We start from the raw sequence: 19,016 nt of genomic DNA, 5'->3' as shown, positions 1-19,016 counted from the left end.
GTAGTGAAGGGTTTCCCTTTGTGAGAGTAGGACGTCGCCACGCTGTAATTATTCCGGCATAGCTCAGTTGGTAGTAGCGCATGACTGTTAATCATGATGTCGTAGGTTCGAGTCCTACTGCCGGAGTAAAGAAATTATTTCTTTTAAATAGTTCACCCAAGTTTGCCGCTTTAGCTCAGCTGGTAGAGCGCATCCATGGTAAGGATGAGGTCGACGGTTCAAGCCCGTCAAGTGGCTTTGTTCCAAAATAGTGTGGTAGTGATAGCGAGAAGGATACACCTGTTCCCATGCCGAACACAGAAGTTAAGTTTCTTAGCGCCGATTGTAGTGAAGGGTTTCCCTTTGTGAGAGTAGGACGTTGCCATGCTGTAATCATTCCGGCATAGCTCAGTTGGTAGTAGCGCATGACTGTTAATCATGATGTCGTAGGTTCGAGTCCTACTGCCGGAGTAAAAATAAATAAGCGAAGAAGTGAGTTATCTCATTTCTTCGCTTATTTTTATTTGAAAATATGAAAGCTTGCAGAATTTTGTGCGCCAGATCTAGCAACTACTTCCTGTTCTGAATGAATTTGTAAAAAAGGAAGGCGTTTATTGTCAGAAAAAGCTTGCCCAATTTTTTCTAAAAATGTAAGATAGTTTGCTTTTTCAGTGGCCGTTAGTGTGTGCCACTTATCGCTAACATCGAGCTGAATATGACGAATCTGCCCATCTGGATAAAAAGAGATCGAGGCAGCTTTGGCATGAGCTGTTTCTTCATTATGGTATTTTGTGAACAAGTTGGATAATTTGGTTTGAGCTTTGTCAGAAAGCTCAGTAACTTGTTTTTTGACTGTAGATTCATCGGAAAAGGTAGAAGGTGCTTTAGGAACAATTGCAAACGATAAAAAAAGAAAAAAACTGGCAGAGGCGAATAAGATTAGGGGAAAGCGTTTTGGTTGTGCAGTGAAAAATGAATAAAGTAACCAAAAAAAACTAATGATTAAGGTCAAAGTAGCTACGAGTCCAGTATAAAACATAATATCCTCACTCCTTTTTTTAAGCGGATACATGTATTTGTTCCCAAACGGCTTTTCGATACCTTAAGTTTACGATGGAAAAAGACAAAAGTCAAAATTGCAACTCAAAAAAAAGTAATAACACCTAAACTAGGGTTGTTACTCTTTTTTGATTGTGACCAGAGAGGTATCTTGTACGCCTGAAACAGCGACAAGTTCTCCTTCAGATTGGATTTGCATATAAGGATACGTTTCACCATCTTTAAATGGATCAGAAATATCTTTTAGTAATTGGATATATTGTTTTTGCTCATCTTCAGACAGGTATTTCCAATTGCTATTTACGTTTAATTGCACGTATTTGATCGATCCATCATCATTTGTGATGACTTCTGCTCCAGTTGCATCAACATAATTGCCATCGTTATGAATATCAAACTCTGCCTTCAACTTTTCATCATTTTTCTTTGCGATTTCACTTTCTGTTTGGCTAGTCGTTGCACTTGACGATGAAGAATCAGATAGTAGTTCTGAAGGAGTCGTATTTTGGTTTGCAGGTTCACTAGTCGTTCCAGTAATAGTGACAATGATCAGAAATCCAATTAGACTTAGCGCAAAGACAATCCCTGGAATTTTCTTGTTTGTTTTACGTACGAAGGCCGCGATTAACCAAATCAGACTAACAATAGCTAGAAATAAAAGTGCCATTCCTGAATAAAACATAATTTCCCTCCCTTGTTATTTAATGATAAACATACTTAAAAATAATCGTAACGAATATTTATAAATGATTAATTTAATCATATCTTAAAAAGAAAATCATGTCAAAAATTACGGAGCATATAATATTATAGTTGTTATTTAAAATCGATCGATTGTTGTGTGAGTTCGGAAAAGATCGAACCAATCACGTTCATCTGCGAAGTATCCTCGCGAGCATTTGACATCAAGATGACAAGGTCGTGAGTATCTGGTGTCATTAGCGCCAGGGTTTGTTGCTGTTGTATCTCACCACGTGCACGATAGTAGTCTTTATAATTGTAGATTCCACTCGCATAAGCTTCTTGGTATAGTGGAGCGAAAAGTTCTGCTGCAACTTGTTTTGAAAAAAATTGATGATGGAGGTATAAACGGTAAAAAGTTGCTAAATCGGTAATGTTCATTCCGATATTTCCAGTTCCAAGTTCTTTTTGATAGGTATCAAACGAAAAGGGAACTAGCTTTTGATAAGGATCGTTTGCTTGCTTCTTGTAGCTTTCACTATGATCCACTTGGGATAACCAGTCTGGATAGTACGTGACGCTCGTTAAATGATAGGGTTCGACAATCATCGTACGTAGTGCATCCCAATAAGACATGTGAGTGAGTTGTTGTATAATCCCTGCTAACAAATGATAATTGATAGGACTATACACAAATTTTTTTGGTGTTTTATATGTCGTATGACTGACGTAATAATCTAGTAATTCTGTTTCTGAGTAGTGAGTCGTTGGCTTTTTGGTCAAATGCAAGCCACTGACCATATCTAGCATCTGTTTGATCGTAACCGTGTTGCTGTGTGGAATTTGAGGATAAAATGTAGCTAAGGATGTTGAGAAGCGCAACTTATGTTGACTGATCAACTGCCCAATCAAGGCCGCAGTCCAGGCTTTTTGAATTGAGCCAATTTGGTATTTCGTATCGACTGAGTTTTCGATGTTCAGTGCTTGATTTTGAGCCCCATATCCTTTAGCTAAAATGATGTGCTGATCTTTAAGGATCAATGCTGTTCCAATAAAATGTGCTGCTTTTAACCGTGCATCATATTGACTAGTTGTCATCGGAGCACGTTGTATTGAATTTGTTTGTGCTGTAGCATAGGCTGCGCTTGGAAAGATAAACCCAATCAAAAGAGCAATTGACCAATACCATTTTTTCATCATGTAAACCTCCTTGTTGTGTTTATTGTACGGCGATTTGAAAAAAAAAGGAGTAATGTCAAAAAAATTTGAAAAAAATTAAAAAAAGACTTGCGCAATTGTAGTGAAATTGTTATATTATAAAAGTAGTTATTCCGGCATAGCTCAGTTGGTAGTAGCGCATGACTGTTAATCATGATGTCGTAGGTTCGAGTCCTACTGCCGGAGTTTGAAAGCATCCATAGTGGATGTTTTTTTTTGTCTAAAAATCAATAGAACATGTCGTAAATTAAGGATGTGTTATACTTGAAAAAAGTAGGGGGAATACATATGGCAAAAGAATTCACACGTACGCATGAGGTTGTATATTATGAATGTGATCGGATGGGAGCCATGACGATCCCAATGTTGATTAGTATCGCGATTCGTGTTTCTGAAGAACAAAGTGATCAACTAGAACGTGGTACAGATGTGATTCAAACATTTGGTGTGACGTGGATTTTAACCAATTACCATGTGGCAATCACACGGTTACCTCGAGTCGGTGAAACAGTTCATGTCACAACAAAAGCACAAGAGTATAATAAATATTTTTGTTACCGCACATTTTGGTTTCATGACAAATCAGGGAATGAATTGGTCAAAATCGATTCCGTTTTTGCACTGATGGATCTTGAAAGTCGTAAGATGAGTCGTGTAACTGAAGCGATTATTGCGCCGTTTGAAAGTCAAAAAATCAGTAAAATTCGACGGTTCGGCCAATTGACCAAATTAGACAAAACAAAAGCATATACCAACACACCTTATCGGGTTCGATTTTATGATATCGATAGTAATCAACACGTCAATAATGCAATTTACTTTAACTGGATTCTAGATGCTTTAGGCTATGAATTTTTGACCTCTCATGTGGCAAAGTCGATTACGATTCGTTATGAAAAAGAAGTCGCTTATGGCAATCAAGTCGATAGTCTTGTACAAGTGCAAGCAGATACACTTTGTACACGCCATTTGATTCAAGTTAAAGAAGAACGATGCTGTGAAGCAGAAATTCTATGGGAAAAAAAATAAACGAACGCACGCGTTCGTTTATTTTTGAATAAAGGTTCGGAAATCAGAATCCGATAATTGTGCATGTTTACCAATCAACAATTTGATTCGCGCTTTTTGGCTATTGACGGTATTGCAAAAAATAATACCCATTTTTTCCAATTCCTTACCCCCACCTGGATACCCATAAACTGGTTCAGCGACTCCGTTAAAACAACGTGAGACCAGAATGATAGGAACATTTTGGTCTAACAAGAGTTGAATCGCTGGTAGTGTTGCAGGGGGCAAATTGCCTGCACCTAATGCTTCAATGACGATTCCATCGATATTCGTTTGTGTTAGAATATCAAAAAATTCACTTGTCATACCGGCGTAAGCTTTAATGATCGGCACTAATCCGTCCATTTCATTGACATCATAGCGTAATGTATCTAATGATTCCATCATAAATAAAATCCGATGTTTGGTGATAATTCCAATAGGGCCCAAGGTAGGTGTTCTAAAGGTTGCTACATTGGTCGTGTGTGTTTTGGTAACGTAACGTGCGGTATGGATTTCATCGTTTAAGACGACCATCACGCCTTTACCAAGTGATTCTTCTGATTCGGCAACACGTAGGGCATTGGCAAAATTGTACAGTCCATCGCTGCCGATTTCATTGCTAGAACGCATTGCACCAGTCAAAACGATGGGGAGCAGATCACCAATCGTCGTATCTAGAAAATAGGCTGTTTCTTCTAAGGTATCTGTTCCATGCGTGACGACAACGCTATCAAAACCTTCTGCTTTTGCTTGTTGGATCCGTTGTTTTAAGGCAATCATTTCGGTAAAGGTAATATGAGGACTAGGTACGTTTAAAAAATCTTCTACCGTGAGTGTAATGGTATCTGGGATAGATAACGTCGTATTTAATAAAGGATTGATCGCATCGGGCGAAACTCCCGTTGCATCTTCTTTCATCGCAATCGTACCACCTGTGTGTAAGACTAAAATTTGTTTCATTATATCGGCTCCTTTTTGGTCATCGTGTAAAAAGTATACGCAAGCCCTACTAGATATACAAGAGGGAATTTCATGAAAATAGAAAATTTACATAAAAGGATGTGAGGAAGATGATCTATATTGGCTGTACAGGTTTTGAAGAACACCAAACGCTCTCTCAAAAAAGTAAAACATCCTTAACGGAATATGCCAGCCATTTTCCGATCGTTGAATTAGATACCAGTTTTTATTTTATTCCAACAAAACAAGCAGTTGCAAAATGGTTGCGAGAAACTCCGGCTGCATTTCGGTTCATTTTAAAGGTTCCAGGTGTATTTACAACTCATCGCAAATTGGAAGCAGAGGAAAGTTTGCTCACGCTAGCAAAACGTTTTTTAGAACATATTGAACCGCTTAGACAATCGGGTCGACTATTTTGCTTATTAGCCCAATTTCCCGCCCGTTTTACGTGTACAAACGAACATGTTTTATACTTAGAAGAAATCAAAAAAATATTTGCTACACTGCCCTTGGCAATTGAATTTCGGCATCGAAGTTGGTATGATGAGCGTTATACTCAGCAAATGTACCGATTTATGTATGCCAATCAATTGTCTTTGGCGCTAGTCGATGAACCTAAAAAATTACCAACAACAATCCCACTAGATGCTACGATCACCAATCAAGAGTTTACTTTGTTACGTTTACACGGTCGTAATGATGCTGGTTGGATGCACACAGGAGTTGATGCACGAAAATTTCGGACGCTTTATCGCTATTCAGCAGAGGAATTACATGAATTTGCAGAATTGATTCGAGCATGTCAGCAAAAAACCAAAGAGATTGCAGTGATCTTTAATAATAATTCCGGTGGGGATGCTGCTGAGAATGCCAAGCAATTGATCCAACAATTACAAATTACCTATCAAGAATTAAATCCAACACAATTAGATTTATTTTAAAAGGAGGTTGAGCCGATGAAAACGATCAAAGCGATTTTTTTTGATATCGATGGCACACTATTAACTAGTCAAGGACATATTCGCCAGTCTACTCGTCAAGCCATTGAGACGGCTCAAAGTCAAGGGATCTTCTGCGGCGTTGCGACAGGACGAGCACCATTTGAGATCGAACGCTTGATTAAAGATTTACCAATCGATGTGTGTGTTAGTTATAATGGGTCATTGGTGGAAATGGCAGAAGTATCGATTTATGAACGAACCTTTTCGACAGAGCGCTTGGAAGAATTGGCAGTCTTTATGGCAAAACAAAAAAAACAGATCATCTTTGAAACAAAAACGCAGAAAATTGGCAGCTGGTCGATTCGTGTTGGACACAAACGTCCGTTTTCGACATGGATCCCACTTTTATCAAAATGGCTCCCATTAGAACAAACAGGACGTCTACTTTCTTATTTTAAAACAAAAAATGTTCCTAAAAAGATTCAACGCCTACTCTCAAGCCAAGAAAAAGTCTATCAATGTGTCGTCTTGACGACTACAAAAGAAGAAATTCGTTTACGACAACTGGACTATGTCGACGTATTGCGTTCCAATCCTTATTCGGTAGATATCGTTCCTAAAGATGGGAATAAAATTGTCGGTATTCAAATGTTTGGCCGATTTACCAATATTTCTTTGGAAGAAATTATGGTGTTTGGCGATCACGAAAATGATATGGGGATGTTGCAAGCTGCCGGGATTGGTGTAGCCATGGGCAATGCAAGTCCACGTGTGAAGGCTGTGGCGGATTATGTCACAAAATCAAATCAAGATGATGGGATTTGTGAAGCGATGGAACACTTTGGTTTATTACACACAAAACCGCTCCCTAATGGCTTATCTAGTCATTAAGGAGCGGTTTTTTTAGTCAAAAAACGTATAATAGAGATTGCGAATCGCAAGTTGTTCTTGTTCTTTATGGATACCAAACATAATACTCACTTCAGATGCACCTTGGTTGATCATTTCAAGATTGATTTGTTTACGAGCAAGTGCAGCTGTGCTTTCAGCAGTGATTCCCACGCGCTGGCGCATCCCTTCGCCGACTACGACGACCATTGAAAGATCGTGGGTGATCCGCAATTCATCAGGGTCGATATCATAAGCGATCTTACGCAGTAATTCTTCTTCTAAAATATCTGTCAGCTGATCAGCGCGCAAAATGATCGAAATATCATCGATACCAGAAGGCATGTGTTCATAATTCAATCCGAATGTTTCAAAGATCTTCAATACCCGCAATGTAAACCCAACTTCACGGTTCATCAAGTACTTACTGATATAGATCATACTAAATCCTTCATCACTTGCGATGCCAACTACTGGCTGGTGTGTAGTGTCACGTGAGTTCGTGATTTTGGTCCCAGGATGTGTAGGGTTATTGGTGTTTTTGATCACTACTGGAATATGTGCTTTAAACGAAGGCATTAGCGCTTCTTCATGAAAGACGCCAAACCCAGCATAGGCTAATTCGCGCATCTCGCGATAAGTCAGCTCATTGATTAATTCAGGTTGATGGACATAATTGGGATTTGCAGCAAATATCCCATCAACGTCGGTAAAGTTTTCATATAAATCGACTTTTAATCCAGCGGCAACAATCGCGCCGCTAACATCTGAACCACCACGAGAAAATGTGCAGATTTCTCCTTTTTTTGTGACGCCAAAAAAGCCGGGGATCACTAAAATTTCTTCCGCATTTTGCCATTTTGCAATCCGTTTATATGCTTCTGGGAGAATCTGAGCATTTTGTGGTTCTTCACTGACTAACATGCCCAACTCTTGTGGACTAACGTAACGCGCATTGACTTGTTGCGTGTTTAACACTGCTGCGATCAAGCGAGCATTATTGTTTTCGCCACTAGCCAACACACGATCATAAAAATAAGGTGTGTAGAATTCTTCGTGTAAAGTCAATTTGGTTAAATCTTGATGGATTTCATCTAAGACTGTTTGTGCTACATCAAAGAACGATCCGATTTCCACATAGCGCTGATAGATCGCCTCGACTAGTGTGTTCGTATCTTCTTTATTTAAAATCGCTTGATGTAGTGCAATCAATAGATCCGTTACTTTTGTATCTTCTTTTGTTCGTTTTCCGGGTGCTGAAACTACGATTGCGCGTCGTGTTTCATCGTCTTGAATAATCGCAACAACTTTTGCAACTTGTTGCGCAGAAGCTAGCGAGCTTCCACCAAATTTTGCTACTTTCATATCGTCCGTCCTTTGTTTTCAATCATTTTCATCTAGGGTACAGTTTTGAGCCTAATAAATCAATACTTTTCTTAAAATATTCCGAAGATTTGATGAGAAAAATCAGTAAATCAGAAAATGAATTTTTTTTTAAGTAGATTAGTGAACGAAGGGGTCCTTTATGGTATAATTTAATGTAGATGTCTTTATTTTGAAGAAATGCCTTTCTTCTCGTCCGATTATGGTTCGATTGTGTAATCATCGGACTTAAAGCGAAAGTTTGAAAATTGGAGGAACCGTGAATGGGAAAAAACGGAGTCGTCGGTTTGGTTGTGGTGATTCTAGTTATAGTCGCAGCTTTTTATTTAGTGGGCTATTTTATTAGAAAGAAAAATCAAGAAAAACTTGACGCACTAGAAAAACGTAAAGAAGTTTTATTTGATTTACCAGTCCTTGAAGAAATCGATGAAATCAAAAAAATGCATTTGGTTGGCCAAAGCCAAAATACATTTCGTGAGTGGAAACAAAAATGGACCGATCTTTCAACCACGTCATTTGCTGAACTGGAAAGTCAAATCTTTGAAGTTGAAAGCTTAAATGAATCATTGAAATTCTTTAAAGCTAAAGCAGCAGTCGAAGATGCTGAGCAAACGATGGATGCCATGGAAAAACAAGCTCAAGAGGTTCGTAAAGGATTAAAAGAATTACGCGAGACAGAAGAACGCAATTCAGTTGCGGTCCAAAATGCGCTAGATCTTTATGAAGAACTTAAAACAGAATTGCGCGAAGAGTCAGATAAATTTGAACCGGCATTTGCTGAATTGCAAAAACAAGCAAAAACAGTGGAAAGTGAATTTGCAAAATTTGTTATGTTAAACACTTCTGGTGATCCAGTTGAAGCGCGTGAAGTATTAGCAAATGCTGAAAAAGATACGTATGCGTTGGAAACAACAATGAAACGGATCCCTCCTTTAGCTGAAGAATTGAAAAAACAATTTCCAGATCAATTGGCAGATCTAAAATCCGGATACAAAAAGATGATCCAAGAAAACTATGTCTTCCCTGAAGATCATGTGTTGGCGGATATCGAGGCAATCGATCATAAAGTCCAAAACGAACTTGAAGCGTTACAAAAACTTTCTTTAGATGAAGTCGAGACAGCCTCTAAAGAAATCCATGATCAAATCGATGGTCTATATACGTTTATGGAAAAAGAATATGAAGCCAAAAAATACGTATTGCGTAATCGTAAAGTGCTTGCAGATTATATCAATCACTCGATTCGCAACAATCGTCAATTATTGATCGAACTCGATCACACAGCACAAAGTTATGCTTTAAATCATAACGAACTTGGTCAAGTAAGAGCGTTTCAATCTGAAATTGAAGAATTATCTCGTCGCAATGAAGGGCTAGCTCCACAAATCGAACATCACGAATTGCCATTCACTGAAGTTCAAGCCTTCTTGAAAGACGCATTCCAAATTTTAGATTCAATCGAAAATCAACAAGTTGCAATTGATGAGGGCATTCATGAATTGCGCGAAGGTGAGAAAGTAGCACAAGAGAAAATGGAACATTACGAATTTACATTACGTAATTTAAAACGTTTTGTCGAAAAGCAACGTTTACCAGGTTTACCAGGTGATTATTTAGAGTATTTCTTTACGGTCACAGATCGTGTAGAAGAATTGAATAAATCATTGAATAAAATCCGAATCGATATGGATCAAATCAATAAAATGATTACGATTTGTGATGAAGATATGATTGAATTAACAGACCGTACACATTCATTTGTTGATGCAGCAGCGTTAACGGAGCAAATGTTGCAATATGCTAATCGTTATCGTCATTCACATCCAGAAATCAAAGCAGCCATCGATCGTAGTTTAGATCTTTTCAAAGACGAATATCGTTATCAAGAAGCATTAGATAGTATTGGAACAGCTTTAGAACAAGTTGAACCTGGTGCATTTAAGCGAATTGAAGATTTTTACTTTGAACATCCAGATTTAGTATAATCAAAAAGTAGACACAGAAATTTTTCTGTGTCTACTTTTTTTCTAAGTAAGTGATGAGGGTTTAAAAAGAGTTAAATGAGATGACTTGAAAGAATGATCAAGGGGCCGTATAATGGATAAGAATTTCGAAAGTGAGGAAAAACAACTGTGATTTATTTTGATAATAGTGCAACAACGGCAATTGACCCCCAAGCACTCGATACGTACATAAAAACCAGCCAGCGAATTATGGGAAATCCTTCCAGTTTGCATGAACTAGGAAATCAAGCGAAACGGCTGTTAGAGCAAGCACGTAAGCAAATTGCCCTGTCACTAGGTGTGAAGGATAAAGAAATTTTCTTCACAAGTGGTGGAACTGAAGGGGATAACTGGGTGTTAAAAGGGACAGCACTAGAAAAGCGGGAATTTGGGAATCATTTGATTATTTCAAGTGTAGAACATCCAGCTGTCAAAGAGTCAGCAAAACAGTTGGCACAATTAGGTTTTGAAATTAGTGAAGTTCCTGTAGATGAATATGGTATTGTCCAAGTGGCAGCCTTAAAACGTTTGATTCGAAAAGAAACCATCTTGGTCTCTGTCATGGCAGTCAATAATGAAGTTGGTGCGATCCAGCCGATTCAAGCAATTAGTGAAGTGCTAATGGCCTATCCAAAAATCCATTTTCATGTGGATGCAGTTCAGGCGATCACTAAATTAAGTCAAGCGCAATGGTTGACTGAACGAGTTGATTTTGCAACGTTCTCAGCGCATAAATTTCATGGGCCTAAAGGTGTAGGATTTATCTTTTGGCGTGAAGGCCGCAAATTAGCTGCTTTACTTAGTGGTGGTGGGCAAGAGAAGAATTACCGTAGCAGTACAGAAAATGTCCCAGCTATCGTTTCAATGGCACGCGCATTACGTTTGTCAAATGAACGTGCGCTGATGAAGACGCAGCAACTGCCGCGTTTAAAAGCTGCTTTGATTTCCGCACTGGCGCCATACCATAAAGTAACGATTTTTTCAGAAGGTGCTGATTATGCAGATCATATTTTATGCTTTGCAATTCGCGGGATTCGAGGCGAAGTACTAGTCCACGCATTAGAAGAAAAACAAATCTTCATTTCGACGACGAGTGCATGTTCAAGTCGCAATAAATTGACAAGTAGTACTCTTTACGCAATGGGAGTTGAAGAATCATTGGCGACGTGTGCAGTTCGAATCAGTTTGGATGAACAAAATACGATGGCAGAAGTCGAGCAGTTTATGATTATTTTTAATCAAATCTATCAAAAATTTTTAAAAGTAGGATAAGGAGTGTCCACGTGAGATATACAGAAATTATGGTGCGATATGGGGAACTTTCCACTAAAGGAAAGAACCGTCGTAAGTTTATTATGAAATTGGCTGAAAATGTACGTCAAACATTAGGTGCATTCCCTAACGTCAAAATCAATGCTGAACGTGATCGAATGCATTTATTATTAAATGGAGAAGATAGCGCACAGATCATTCCCAAACTGGAGAAAGTATTTGGGATCCAAAATTTTTCACCAAGTATCCGTGTGGAAAAAAACAGTGCTGAGATTGTAGCAATGGCGCAAACAATGATGCAAGAACGCTATACAGGCAAAGAAAGTTTCAAAGTTACTGCTAAACGTAGTGATCACAGTTTTGAAAAAAATAGTGGTGAATTGAATGTATTAGTAGGAAATGCAATTATCGATCTATTCCCAGACATTGATGTACAAATGAAGCAACCAGATATTAATTTGCGAGTGGAAATTCGACTTGATGGTGCGTATTTATCTTGTGAAACGATCAAAGGTGCAGGTGGCTTACCTGTTGGTACGTCTGGTAAGGGAATGTTGATGTTATCAGGTGGGATTGATTCCCCTGTTGCAGGATATTTAGCCATGAAGCGTGGGGTCTTATTAGAAGCTGTCCATTTTGCTAGCCCACCTTATACAAGTGAGCAAGCATTACGTAAAGCCAAAGATTTGACCAAAAAATTGACCCCTTATGGTGGAGCGATCTCGTTTATCGAAGTTCCGTTTACCGAAATTCAAGAAGAAATCAAACGCTGTATTCCCCAAGCTTACTGGATGACGATTACACGTCGGATGATGTTGCGTTTAACAGATGCAATTCGTGAGATGCAAAAAGGATTAGTGATTATCAATGGTGAATCACTCGGGCAAGTCGCTTCACAAACATTACAAAGTATGGTAGCCATCAATGAAGTCACGCATACACCAATCGTACGTCCAGTGGCAACGATGGATAAATTAGAAATCATTGAGATTGCACAAGCAATCGATACGTTTGAAATTGCGATTCAGCCTTTTGAAGATTGCTGTACGATTTTTGCGCCACCACAGCCTAAAACGCGTCCACAACTAGATAAAGTGCAAAAGTATGAAGCGCGTATCGACGTTGCTGGTTTAATGGAGCGTGCCTTAGCACATCTTAAGTTTGAAGAGATTTTGGTTGAAGCAAAAGATGCACCTTTAGAATTTGATGAATTATTATAAAAAAAGGAGTGTGACAGAAGTCTGTTACACTCCTTTTTTATTTCGTGAAAATTTGCACTTTAGCGTGAACCATGATACACTTATATGTGAAAAGATTAACAAGAGGTGAGAGCATTGGGAAAAGAATTACACAAAAAATTGCCAAAAGCGACAGCGAAACGATTGCCTTTATACTTACGCTATTTAAATATGCTTGATGAATCAGGAATTGGTCGAATTAAGTCGAAAGATTTTGCACAAATCACGCAAATTCCTTCTGCTACGATACGTCGTGATTTTTCTTATGTAGGTGAGCTTGGGCGTAGTGGATATGGGTATGATGTTCCTTATTTAGTTGAAGTATTTACTGATTTGTTAGAAAGCGATCAGAAAAAACGAATCGCTTTGATCGGATTTGGAAACTTAGGAAAAGCATTAGCCAATAATAATTTCCGACGCAATGAGAATTTACAAATTGTTTGTGTCTTTGATAATGACCCAAATTTGATTGGCCAAACGATTTCAGGCTATTATGTGCATGGTATGGATGAATTAAAAGACGTCATCGAACAAGAACAGATCACGATTGCGATTTCGACTGTACCAAGTCAATATTCACAAGCAGCAATCGATCAAATCGTCGATGCGGGGATTACAGCGATTTTGAACTTTGCTCCAGACCGTGTGAAGGTCCCAAAACGTATCCACATTCAATATATCGATTTAACGACTGAATTACAAACCTTGATTTTCTTTGATTCTATGATGAACCAAAAAGAAAAAATTAAAGCAGAATGATTGTTTTTTTATCTTTATCTACCGTATACTGAATATGTAGTCAAAGATAAAAGGAGTGGAATCAATGTTTATTACACGAAAAGGGGAAACAGTCGAAGTACCTGGTAGACAACCAGAAGTAAACGAAAAAGCCCCAGAATTTCAATTATATGATGCAAATGACCAAGTAGTTAGCTTGTCAACACTAGCAGGACAACCTGTGATTATTAGCGTGATTCCCGATATAAATACCCGTGTGTGTGCTTTACAAACTAAACGTTTTAATGAAGAAGCGAGTCGTCTAGATCATGTTCACTTTTTGACGATTTCTATCAATACAAAAGAGGAACAAGCTACTTGGTGTGGCCAAGAAGGTGTAGAGATGACGATGTTGCATGATCCAGAAAAAACATTCAATGAAGGATATCATCTTTTGATGCCCTCATTAGGGTTATATGCTCGTGCTATTTTTGTTTTGGATCAAGATGGCATTATTCGTCATCGTGAAATCGTTTCGGAAATGAGTAATGAACCAGATTATGAACAAGCATTATCTGTTGCAAAGGCTTTACGTGATTGACTTTTGAGAAACGACTGTGTAAAATGTAGTCAAACGAGGAACAAGAGGAGTATGTTAAAGCCAGTGTCTATAGAAAGAAAACCCTAAGGCTGAGAGGTTTTTGTCACGCTTAACAGAAGGTAGCTTGTGAGTTGTATTTCTGAAGTTAGAGTAAGAAATATCGGGTCGTGTCCGTTATTACACGTCATGAAAGTGGCAGAAATCTCTGCAATTTAGGTGGTACCGCGTAATTTACGTCCTAATGTGTCAAGCACATTAGGACTTTTTTTTATGGAAAAATAAGGAGGAACAATATGACAGACAATCAATTATCAAGCAAGTATCAACCACAAGATGTCGAACGTGGCCGCTATGCATCTTGGCTTGAACAAGATCTATTTAAACCAAGCGGGGATAAAAAGGCGAAACCTTACTCGATCGTAATCCCGCCACCAAACGTAACAGGAAAATTACATTTAGGTCATGCTTGGGATACGACACTACAAGACATGATTATCAGACAAAAGCGGATGCAAGGATTCGATACGTTATGGCTACCAGGTATGGATCATGCAGGGATCGCGACACAAGCAAAGGTAGAAGAAAAGTTACGTGAACAAGGGATTTCGCGTTATGATCTTGGCCGTGAAAAATTTGTAGATCAAGTATGGGAATGGAAAGAAGAATATGCTGGTCATATTCGTGAACAATGGGCAAAACTAGGCCTTTCACTAGACTACAGTCGTGAACGATTTACTTTAGATGATGGATTATCTGATGCTGTGCGTAAAGTATTTGTGAAACTTTACGAAAAAGAATTGATTTATCGTGGAGAATATATCATCAACTGGGACCCACAAGCGCGGACAGCGTTATCCGATATCGAAGTGATCCACAAAGATATTGAAGGTGCCTTTTATCATATGAGCTACGTGTTAGCTGATGGTTCTGGGCAAGTGGAGATTGCGACGACTCGTCCTGAAACGCTACTTGGAGATACAGCGATTGCCGTACATCCTGAAGATGAACGCTATCAAGCATTAATCGGCAAGCATGTTGTATTGCCTTTGATCAATAAGGAAATCCCGATTATTGCCGATGAATACGTCGATATGGAATTTGGAACAGGAGTTGTTAAAATTACACCGGCCCACGATCCAAATGACTTTGAGGTCGGCAACCGTCATGATTTACCACGTGTAAATGTGATGAATGATGATGCTACGATGAACGAATTAGCAGGAAAATACGCTGGAATGGATCGTTTTGCTGCACGTAAACAGATCGTGAAAGATCTAGAAGCAGCCGGTCGTTTAGTTCGCATTGAAAAAATGATGCACAGTGTCGGTCACTCTGAACGTACTGGTGTTGTTGTTGAGCCTCGTTTATCCACTCAATGGTTTGTGAAAATGGAACCTTTAGCCAAACGTGCGATGGAGAATCAAACAACAGAAGATGCAGTCGAATTTTTCCCGCCACGCTTTAATCAAACATTCCTACGTTGGATGGAAAATGTCCACGATTGGGTGATCTCACGTCAATTATGGTGGGGCCACCGTATCCCTGCTTGGTATCATAATGAAACCGGCGAAATCTATGTCGGGATGCAAGCACCAGAAGATGTTGAAAATTGGCACCAAGACAACGATGTACTTGATACTTGGTTTAGTTCTGCTTTATGGCCATTTTCAACAATGGGTTGGCCAGATGAAAATGCGGAAGATTTTAAACGTTACTTCCCGACGAATACTTTAGTGACTGGTTACGACATTATTTTCTTCTGGGTGAGTCGAATGATTTTCCAAAGTTTAGAATTTACGAATGAACGTCCATTTAATAATGTGTTGATCCATGGATTGATCCGTGATGAACAAGGACGTAAAATGAGTAAATCACTCGGCAATGGGATCGATCCAATGGAAGTCATTGAAAAATATGGTGCCGATGCATTGCGTTGGTTCTTGTCGAATGGTTCAGCGCCAGGACAAGATGTTCGTTTTAGTTATGAAAAAATGGATGCAGCTTGGAACTTTATCAATAAGATTTGGAATGCTTCACGTTTTGTCTTGATGAATTCAGAAGGCAAAACGCTAGCAGATCTATCGATCGAAGGCGAAAAATCAGTAGCCGATCGCTGGATCTTATCTCGGTTGAATGAAACGATTGGGAAAGTCACGGAATTATTTGATCGCTTTGAATTTGGTGAAGCTGGTCGTCAATTGTATAATTTCATCTGGGATGATTTTTGTGATTGGTATATCGAAATGAGTAAAGAGACGCTTTACGGGGAAGATGAGCAAGCAAAAGCGATGAACCAAGCTGTTTTGGTTTATACACTAGATCAAATCTTACGCTTATTGCATCCAATCATGCCGTTTGTTACAGAAGAAATCTGGTCAAAACTACCGCATGAAGGAACTTCTTTGGTTGTGGCTGCTTATCCGATTGAAAATTCCGCTTTTGATGATCCTCAGGCAGTTAAAGGAATGGAAGTACTAAGTGAGTTGATTCGTTCAGTCCGCAACATTCGTGCTGAAGTGAATACACCATTATCTAAACCGATTACGTTACTGATCCAAACGTCTGATGAAGAGATCAACACGTTCTTAACAACAAATAAAAACTATATTGAACGGTTCTGTAATCCAGAAGAACTGATCATCTCAAGTACACTAGATGCACCAGAACTTGCGATGTCAGCTGTATTGACAGGGGCTACGATTTACTTGCCATTAGCTGGATTAATCAATGTCGAAGAAGAAATCGCGCGTTTGGAAAAAGAGCTAGACAAATGGCAAAAAGAAGTAAAACGCGTCCAAGGTAAACTAGCTAATGAACGTTTTGTCTCAAGTGCACCAGAGGCAGTCGTTGCTCAAGAAAAAGCCAAAGAGATCGACTACTTAGAAAAACAACAAGCTGTAACAGATCGTATCGCACAATTACGCAGTTTATAATTCTTTGAAAGTTTAAAAGATGACAGCACTTGCTCTGTCATCTTTTTGCTTTATCACTGATGGAGGGCACAATCATGTATACAACAGTAGAAGATGCTATTGAATGGATTCATAGCCGTAAGAAATTTGGAACCAGACCAGGATTAAGTCGTATCGAGCGCTTGCTTTTATTGTGCGGACAACCACAAGAAACCTTTCCAACGATCCATGTTGCTGGAACGAATGGAAAAGGCTCAACAGTCAGTTTTTTACGTGCATTATTGGCAGAACAAGGCCTCGATGTCGGAACATTTACCTCTCCTTATATCGAGCGATTCCATGAACGTATCCAGATCAATCAAACATTTATCTCAGACAAGGATTTGCTTGAGCTTATTAACCAAATCGTGCCAATCGTTGACACGCTCGATCAAGATCCAGCTTTAGAAGGGATCACAGAATTCGAAATTTTGACAGCATGTGCGTTCTTATATTTTGCCAAGCAACAAGTAGATGTAGCTGTGATTGAAGTTGGGTTAGGTGGATTGTACGATTCCACAAATGTCATCACGCCGCGTGTTAGTGTCATCACTACGATCGGGATGGATCATATGGACATTCTAGGCAATACGCTTGAAGAGATCGCCTATCAAAAAGGTGGAATCATAAAATCAAATGTTCCAGTTATTATTGGCAATGTAGTCGAACCGGCTTTGTCTGTTTTAAAACAAATAGCCACTGAAAAAAAAGCACCACTGAGTTGTTATGGTGAAGAATTTACCCCCGTATATGAACACGCTGATCGTCAATGGGGGGAATGGTGGACGTTTGAGTATGAACAGGGGCGAATGAAAGAGCTCTACATTCCATTAATGGGCCGACACCAAATTGAAAATGCGAGTGTTGCGTTAGCTGCCTTTTTAACGTATTGTCAACAAATGAAGTTAAACCCTCGTGAAAAAGAGATTCGCCGAGGTTTAAAAAACGCTTATTGGCCAGCTAGAATGGAGCGATTAAGTACACAACCGCTGATTGTTGTGGATGGCGCACATAATGAACATGCTATGGCTCGGCTAGTTGAAAACAGTCAAAAAGAATTTCCGGCACATAAAATCTATGTCCTATTTTCTGCTTTAGAAACGAAACCAGTCGATGCCATGATTGATCAATTGTTGGAGATTCCAAATAGTGAAATTTTATTGACGACATTTGACTTTCCAAAAGCCTTGACTTTAAAAGAGAGCCTATGTGATCGCGCACCAAAACGCTTGTCTTTGGTTTCGCTATGGCAAGTTGGATTAGGTGAATTATTAGAAAAAATGCAAGAAGATGATTTGTTATTGATCACAGGATCGCTTTATTTTGTGGCTGAAGTTCGGGCATTTATTCTAACCTTGATGGAGGAAGAGCATGACTAAATTGAAAGTAATTATTTTTGATATGGATGGTCTATTGATCGATTCGGAGCAAGTCTATTATGCAGGTAGTCAAAAAATCGCGGATCAGTATCAATTTGACTATACGAAAGAAACTTATCTAAATGGCTTAGGCATGTCTGATGAGGATTTGTATCGTTGGTACCATGAACAATACGATGAATTACATGGAAAAGAATTAGTAGAACGTTTCATCACGGAAAGTTATGACTGTTGTTTAGAGATGTTTGAACAAGGCGATGGGAAATTAAAAGCAGGGGTAATCGAATTGTTAGACTTTTGCCATGATCGAAAAATCAAAACGTGTGTTGCATCCAGCAATACACGGGGATTGGTCGAAAAGCTGTTGCAAAAACAAGGAATACTGGAACGTTTTGATGCAATTTTTACGGCAGACGATGTCGCACAAGCAAAACCTGATCCGGCATTATTTTTAGCTGCAAAAGAGTATTTTCAAACAGATGTCAGTGAGATGTTGGTATTAGAAGATTCCCATAATGGGATCTTAGCAGCCAACCAAGCACAGATGGCTGTCATTATGATTCCAGATCTCTTGCCACCTACTGTGGAGATGCAAATGGAAGCTGTTTTGGCGAGTCTATTAGATGTTCCAGAATATTTAGCTGAACATCACCTGATTTAACGTACACCACAGATTGATTCTGTGGTTTTTTGCGT

General features: G+C 38.9%; 16 protein-coding genes, 4 tRNA genes, 1 rRNA gene and 1 other annotated feature. Of the genes, 16 read left to right on the top strand and 5 right to left on the bottom strand.

From position 1 onward, the window contains the following. Positions 1-52: 52 nt before the first annotated feature. The 4 genes from QZ413_RS10230 to QZ413_RS10215 all read left to right on the top strand — a co-directional run bounded on the left by QZ413_RS10230 (position 53) and on the right by QZ413_RS10215 (position 450). A tRNA-Asn gene (locus QZ413_RS10230) sits at positions 53-126 on the top strand. 38 nt (positions 127-164) lie between these two features. Next, positions 165-237 (top strand) — tRNA-Thr (locus tag QZ413_RS10225). 14 nt (positions 238-251) lie between these two features. Next, a 5S ribosomal RNA gene (gene rrf, locus QZ413_RS10220) occupies positions 252-367 on the top strand. A gap of 9 nt (positions 368-376) precedes the next feature. Then, positions 377-450: transfer RNA gene (locus QZ413_RS10215), tRNA-Asn, on the top strand. A gap of 49 nt (positions 451-499) precedes the next feature. Here the strand turns inward: QZ413_RS10215 and QZ413_RS10210 are convergent. From QZ413_RS10210 to QZ413_RS10200, 3 genes are all read right to left on the bottom strand, one after another. Further along, positions 500-1,051, bottom strand: a complete 552-nt coding sequence (locus tag QZ413_RS10210) for a hypothetical protein (RefSeq protein ID WP_297079908.1) — start codon at positions 1,049-1,051, stop codon at positions 500-502. A gap of 105 nt (positions 1,052-1,156) precedes the next feature. Continuing rightward, positions 1,157-1,720 (bottom strand): hypothetical protein, encoded by a 564-nt coding sequence (locus tag QZ413_RS10205; RefSeq protein ID WP_297079906.1) that lies wholly within the window; start codon positions 1,718-1,720, stop codon positions 1,157-1,159. 134 nt (positions 1,721-1,854) lie between these two features. Next, positions 1,855-2,916, bottom strand: a complete 1,062-nt coding sequence (locus tag QZ413_RS10200; protein WP_297079904.1) for a serine hydrolase — start codon at positions 2,914-2,916, stop codon at positions 1,855-1,857. 133 nt (positions 2,917-3,049) lie between these two features. Here QZ413_RS10200 and QZ413_RS10195 point away from each other — a divergent pair. Together QZ413_RS10195 and QZ413_RS10190 are read left to right on the top strand one after the other, a co-directional pair. Then, positions 3,050-3,123 (top strand) — tRNA-Asn (locus QZ413_RS10195). A gap of 102 nt (positions 3,124-3,225) precedes the next feature. Continuing rightward, positions 3,226-3,966 carry an acyl-ACP thioesterase domain-containing protein gene (locus tag QZ413_RS10190; RefSeq protein WP_297079902.1) on the top strand — a complete coding sequence of 247 codons (741 nt, stop codon included), beginning with the start codon at positions 3,226-3,228 and terminating at the stop codon, positions 3,964-3,966. A gap of 18 nt (positions 3,967-3,984) precedes the next feature. Here QZ413_RS10190 and QZ413_RS10185 read toward each other — a convergent pair whose 3' ends face one another. After that, a complete protein-coding gene (locus QZ413_RS10185) occupies positions 3,985-4,947 on the bottom strand; it encodes an asparaginase (RefSeq protein WP_297079900.1) in 963 nt (320 codons plus the stop codon). Between the two features lie 110 nt (positions 4,948-5,057). On the opposite strand from QZ413_RS10185, the gene QZ413_RS10180 reads away from it, so the two are divergent. Both QZ413_RS10180 and QZ413_RS10175 read left to right on the top strand, forming a co-directional pair. Next, on the top strand, positions 5,058-5,888 hold the full coding sequence (locus QZ413_RS10180) for a DUF72 domain-containing protein (RefSeq protein WP_297079897.1): 831 nt from the start codon (positions 5,058-5,060) through the stop codon (positions 5,886-5,888). 15 nt (positions 5,889-5,903) lie between these two features. After that, a complete protein-coding gene (locus QZ413_RS10175; RefSeq protein ID WP_297079895.1) occupies positions 5,904-6,779 on the top strand; it encodes an HAD-IIB family hydrolase in 876 nt (291 codons plus the stop codon). A gap of 12 nt (positions 6,780-6,791) precedes the next feature. Here QZ413_RS10175 and QZ413_RS10170 read toward each other — a convergent pair whose 3' ends face one another. Next, the gene (locus QZ413_RS10170; protein ID WP_297079893.1) at positions 6,792-8,141 is read right to left on the bottom strand and encodes an aspartate kinase; all 1,350 of its coding nucleotides are present in this window, start codon (positions 8,139-8,141) and stop codon (positions 6,792-6,794) included. A gap of 281 nt (positions 8,142-8,422) precedes the next feature. Here QZ413_RS10170 and QZ413_RS10165 point away from each other — a divergent pair, with 281 nt between their 5' ends. The 8 genes from QZ413_RS10165 (at position 8,423) to QZ413_RS10130 (ending at position 18,981) form a co-directional block, all read left to right on the top strand. Continuing rightward, a complete protein-coding gene (locus tag QZ413_RS10165) occupies positions 8,423-10,144 on the top strand; it encodes a septation ring formation regulator EzrA (protein ID WP_297079891.1) in 1,722 nt (573 codons plus the stop codon). Positions 10,145-10,291: 147 nt separating this feature from the next. Next, complete coding sequence (locus QZ413_RS10160; RefSeq protein WP_297079890.1) at positions 10,292-11,434, top strand: cysteine desulfurase family protein; 1,143 nt, start codon at positions 10,292-10,294, stop codon at positions 11,432-11,434. An 11-nt stretch (positions 11,435-11,445) separates the two neighbouring features. Then, complete coding sequence (gene thiI, locus QZ413_RS10155; protein ID WP_297079888.1) at positions 11,446-12,654, top strand: tRNA uracil 4-sulfurtransferase ThiI; 1,209 nt, start codon at positions 11,446-11,448, stop codon at positions 12,652-12,654. 114 nt (positions 12,655-12,768) lie between these two features. Continuing rightward, on the top strand, positions 12,769-13,431 hold the full coding sequence (locus tag QZ413_RS10150; protein WP_297079886.1) for a redox-sensing transcriptional repressor Rex: 663 nt from the start codon (positions 12,769-12,771) through the stop codon (positions 13,429-13,431). Positions 13,432-13,495: 64 nt separating this feature from the next. Then, positions 13,496-13,990, top strand: a complete 495-nt coding sequence (gene tpx / locus QZ413_RS10145; RefSeq protein ID WP_297079884.1) for a thiol peroxidase — start codon at positions 13,496-13,498, stop codon at positions 13,988-13,990. Positions 13,991-14,017: 27 nt separating this feature from the next. Next, positions 14,018-14,234 (top strand) — a binding site (T-box leader). 49 nt (positions 14,235-14,283) lie between these two features. Beyond that, positions 14,284-16,923, top strand: a complete 2,640-nt coding sequence (locus QZ413_RS10140; RefSeq protein ID WP_297079882.1) for a valine--tRNA ligase — start codon at positions 14,284-14,286, stop codon at positions 16,921-16,923. A gap of 74 nt (positions 16,924-16,997) precedes the next feature. Then, positions 16,998-18,320, top strand: coding sequence for a folylpolyglutamate synthase/dihydrofolate synthase family protein (locus QZ413_RS10135; protein WP_297079880.1), 1,323 nt, complete (start codon positions 16,998-17,000; stop codon positions 18,318-18,320). After that, entirely contained in the window at positions 18,313-18,981 is a 669-nt protein-coding gene (locus QZ413_RS10130; protein ID WP_297079878.1) for an HAD family phosphatase, read from the top strand. Before QZ413_RS10135 ends, QZ413_RS10130 begins: the two co-directional genes overlap by 8 nt. Positions 18,982-19,016: the final 35 nt, after the last annotated feature.

This window comes from uncultured Enterococcus sp., assembly GCF_913775425.1.
GTDB lineage: Bacteria > Bacillota > Bacilli > Lactobacillales > Enterococcaceae > Enterococcus_G.
This window is presented reverse-complemented; position numbering and strand designations above follow the sequence as displayed.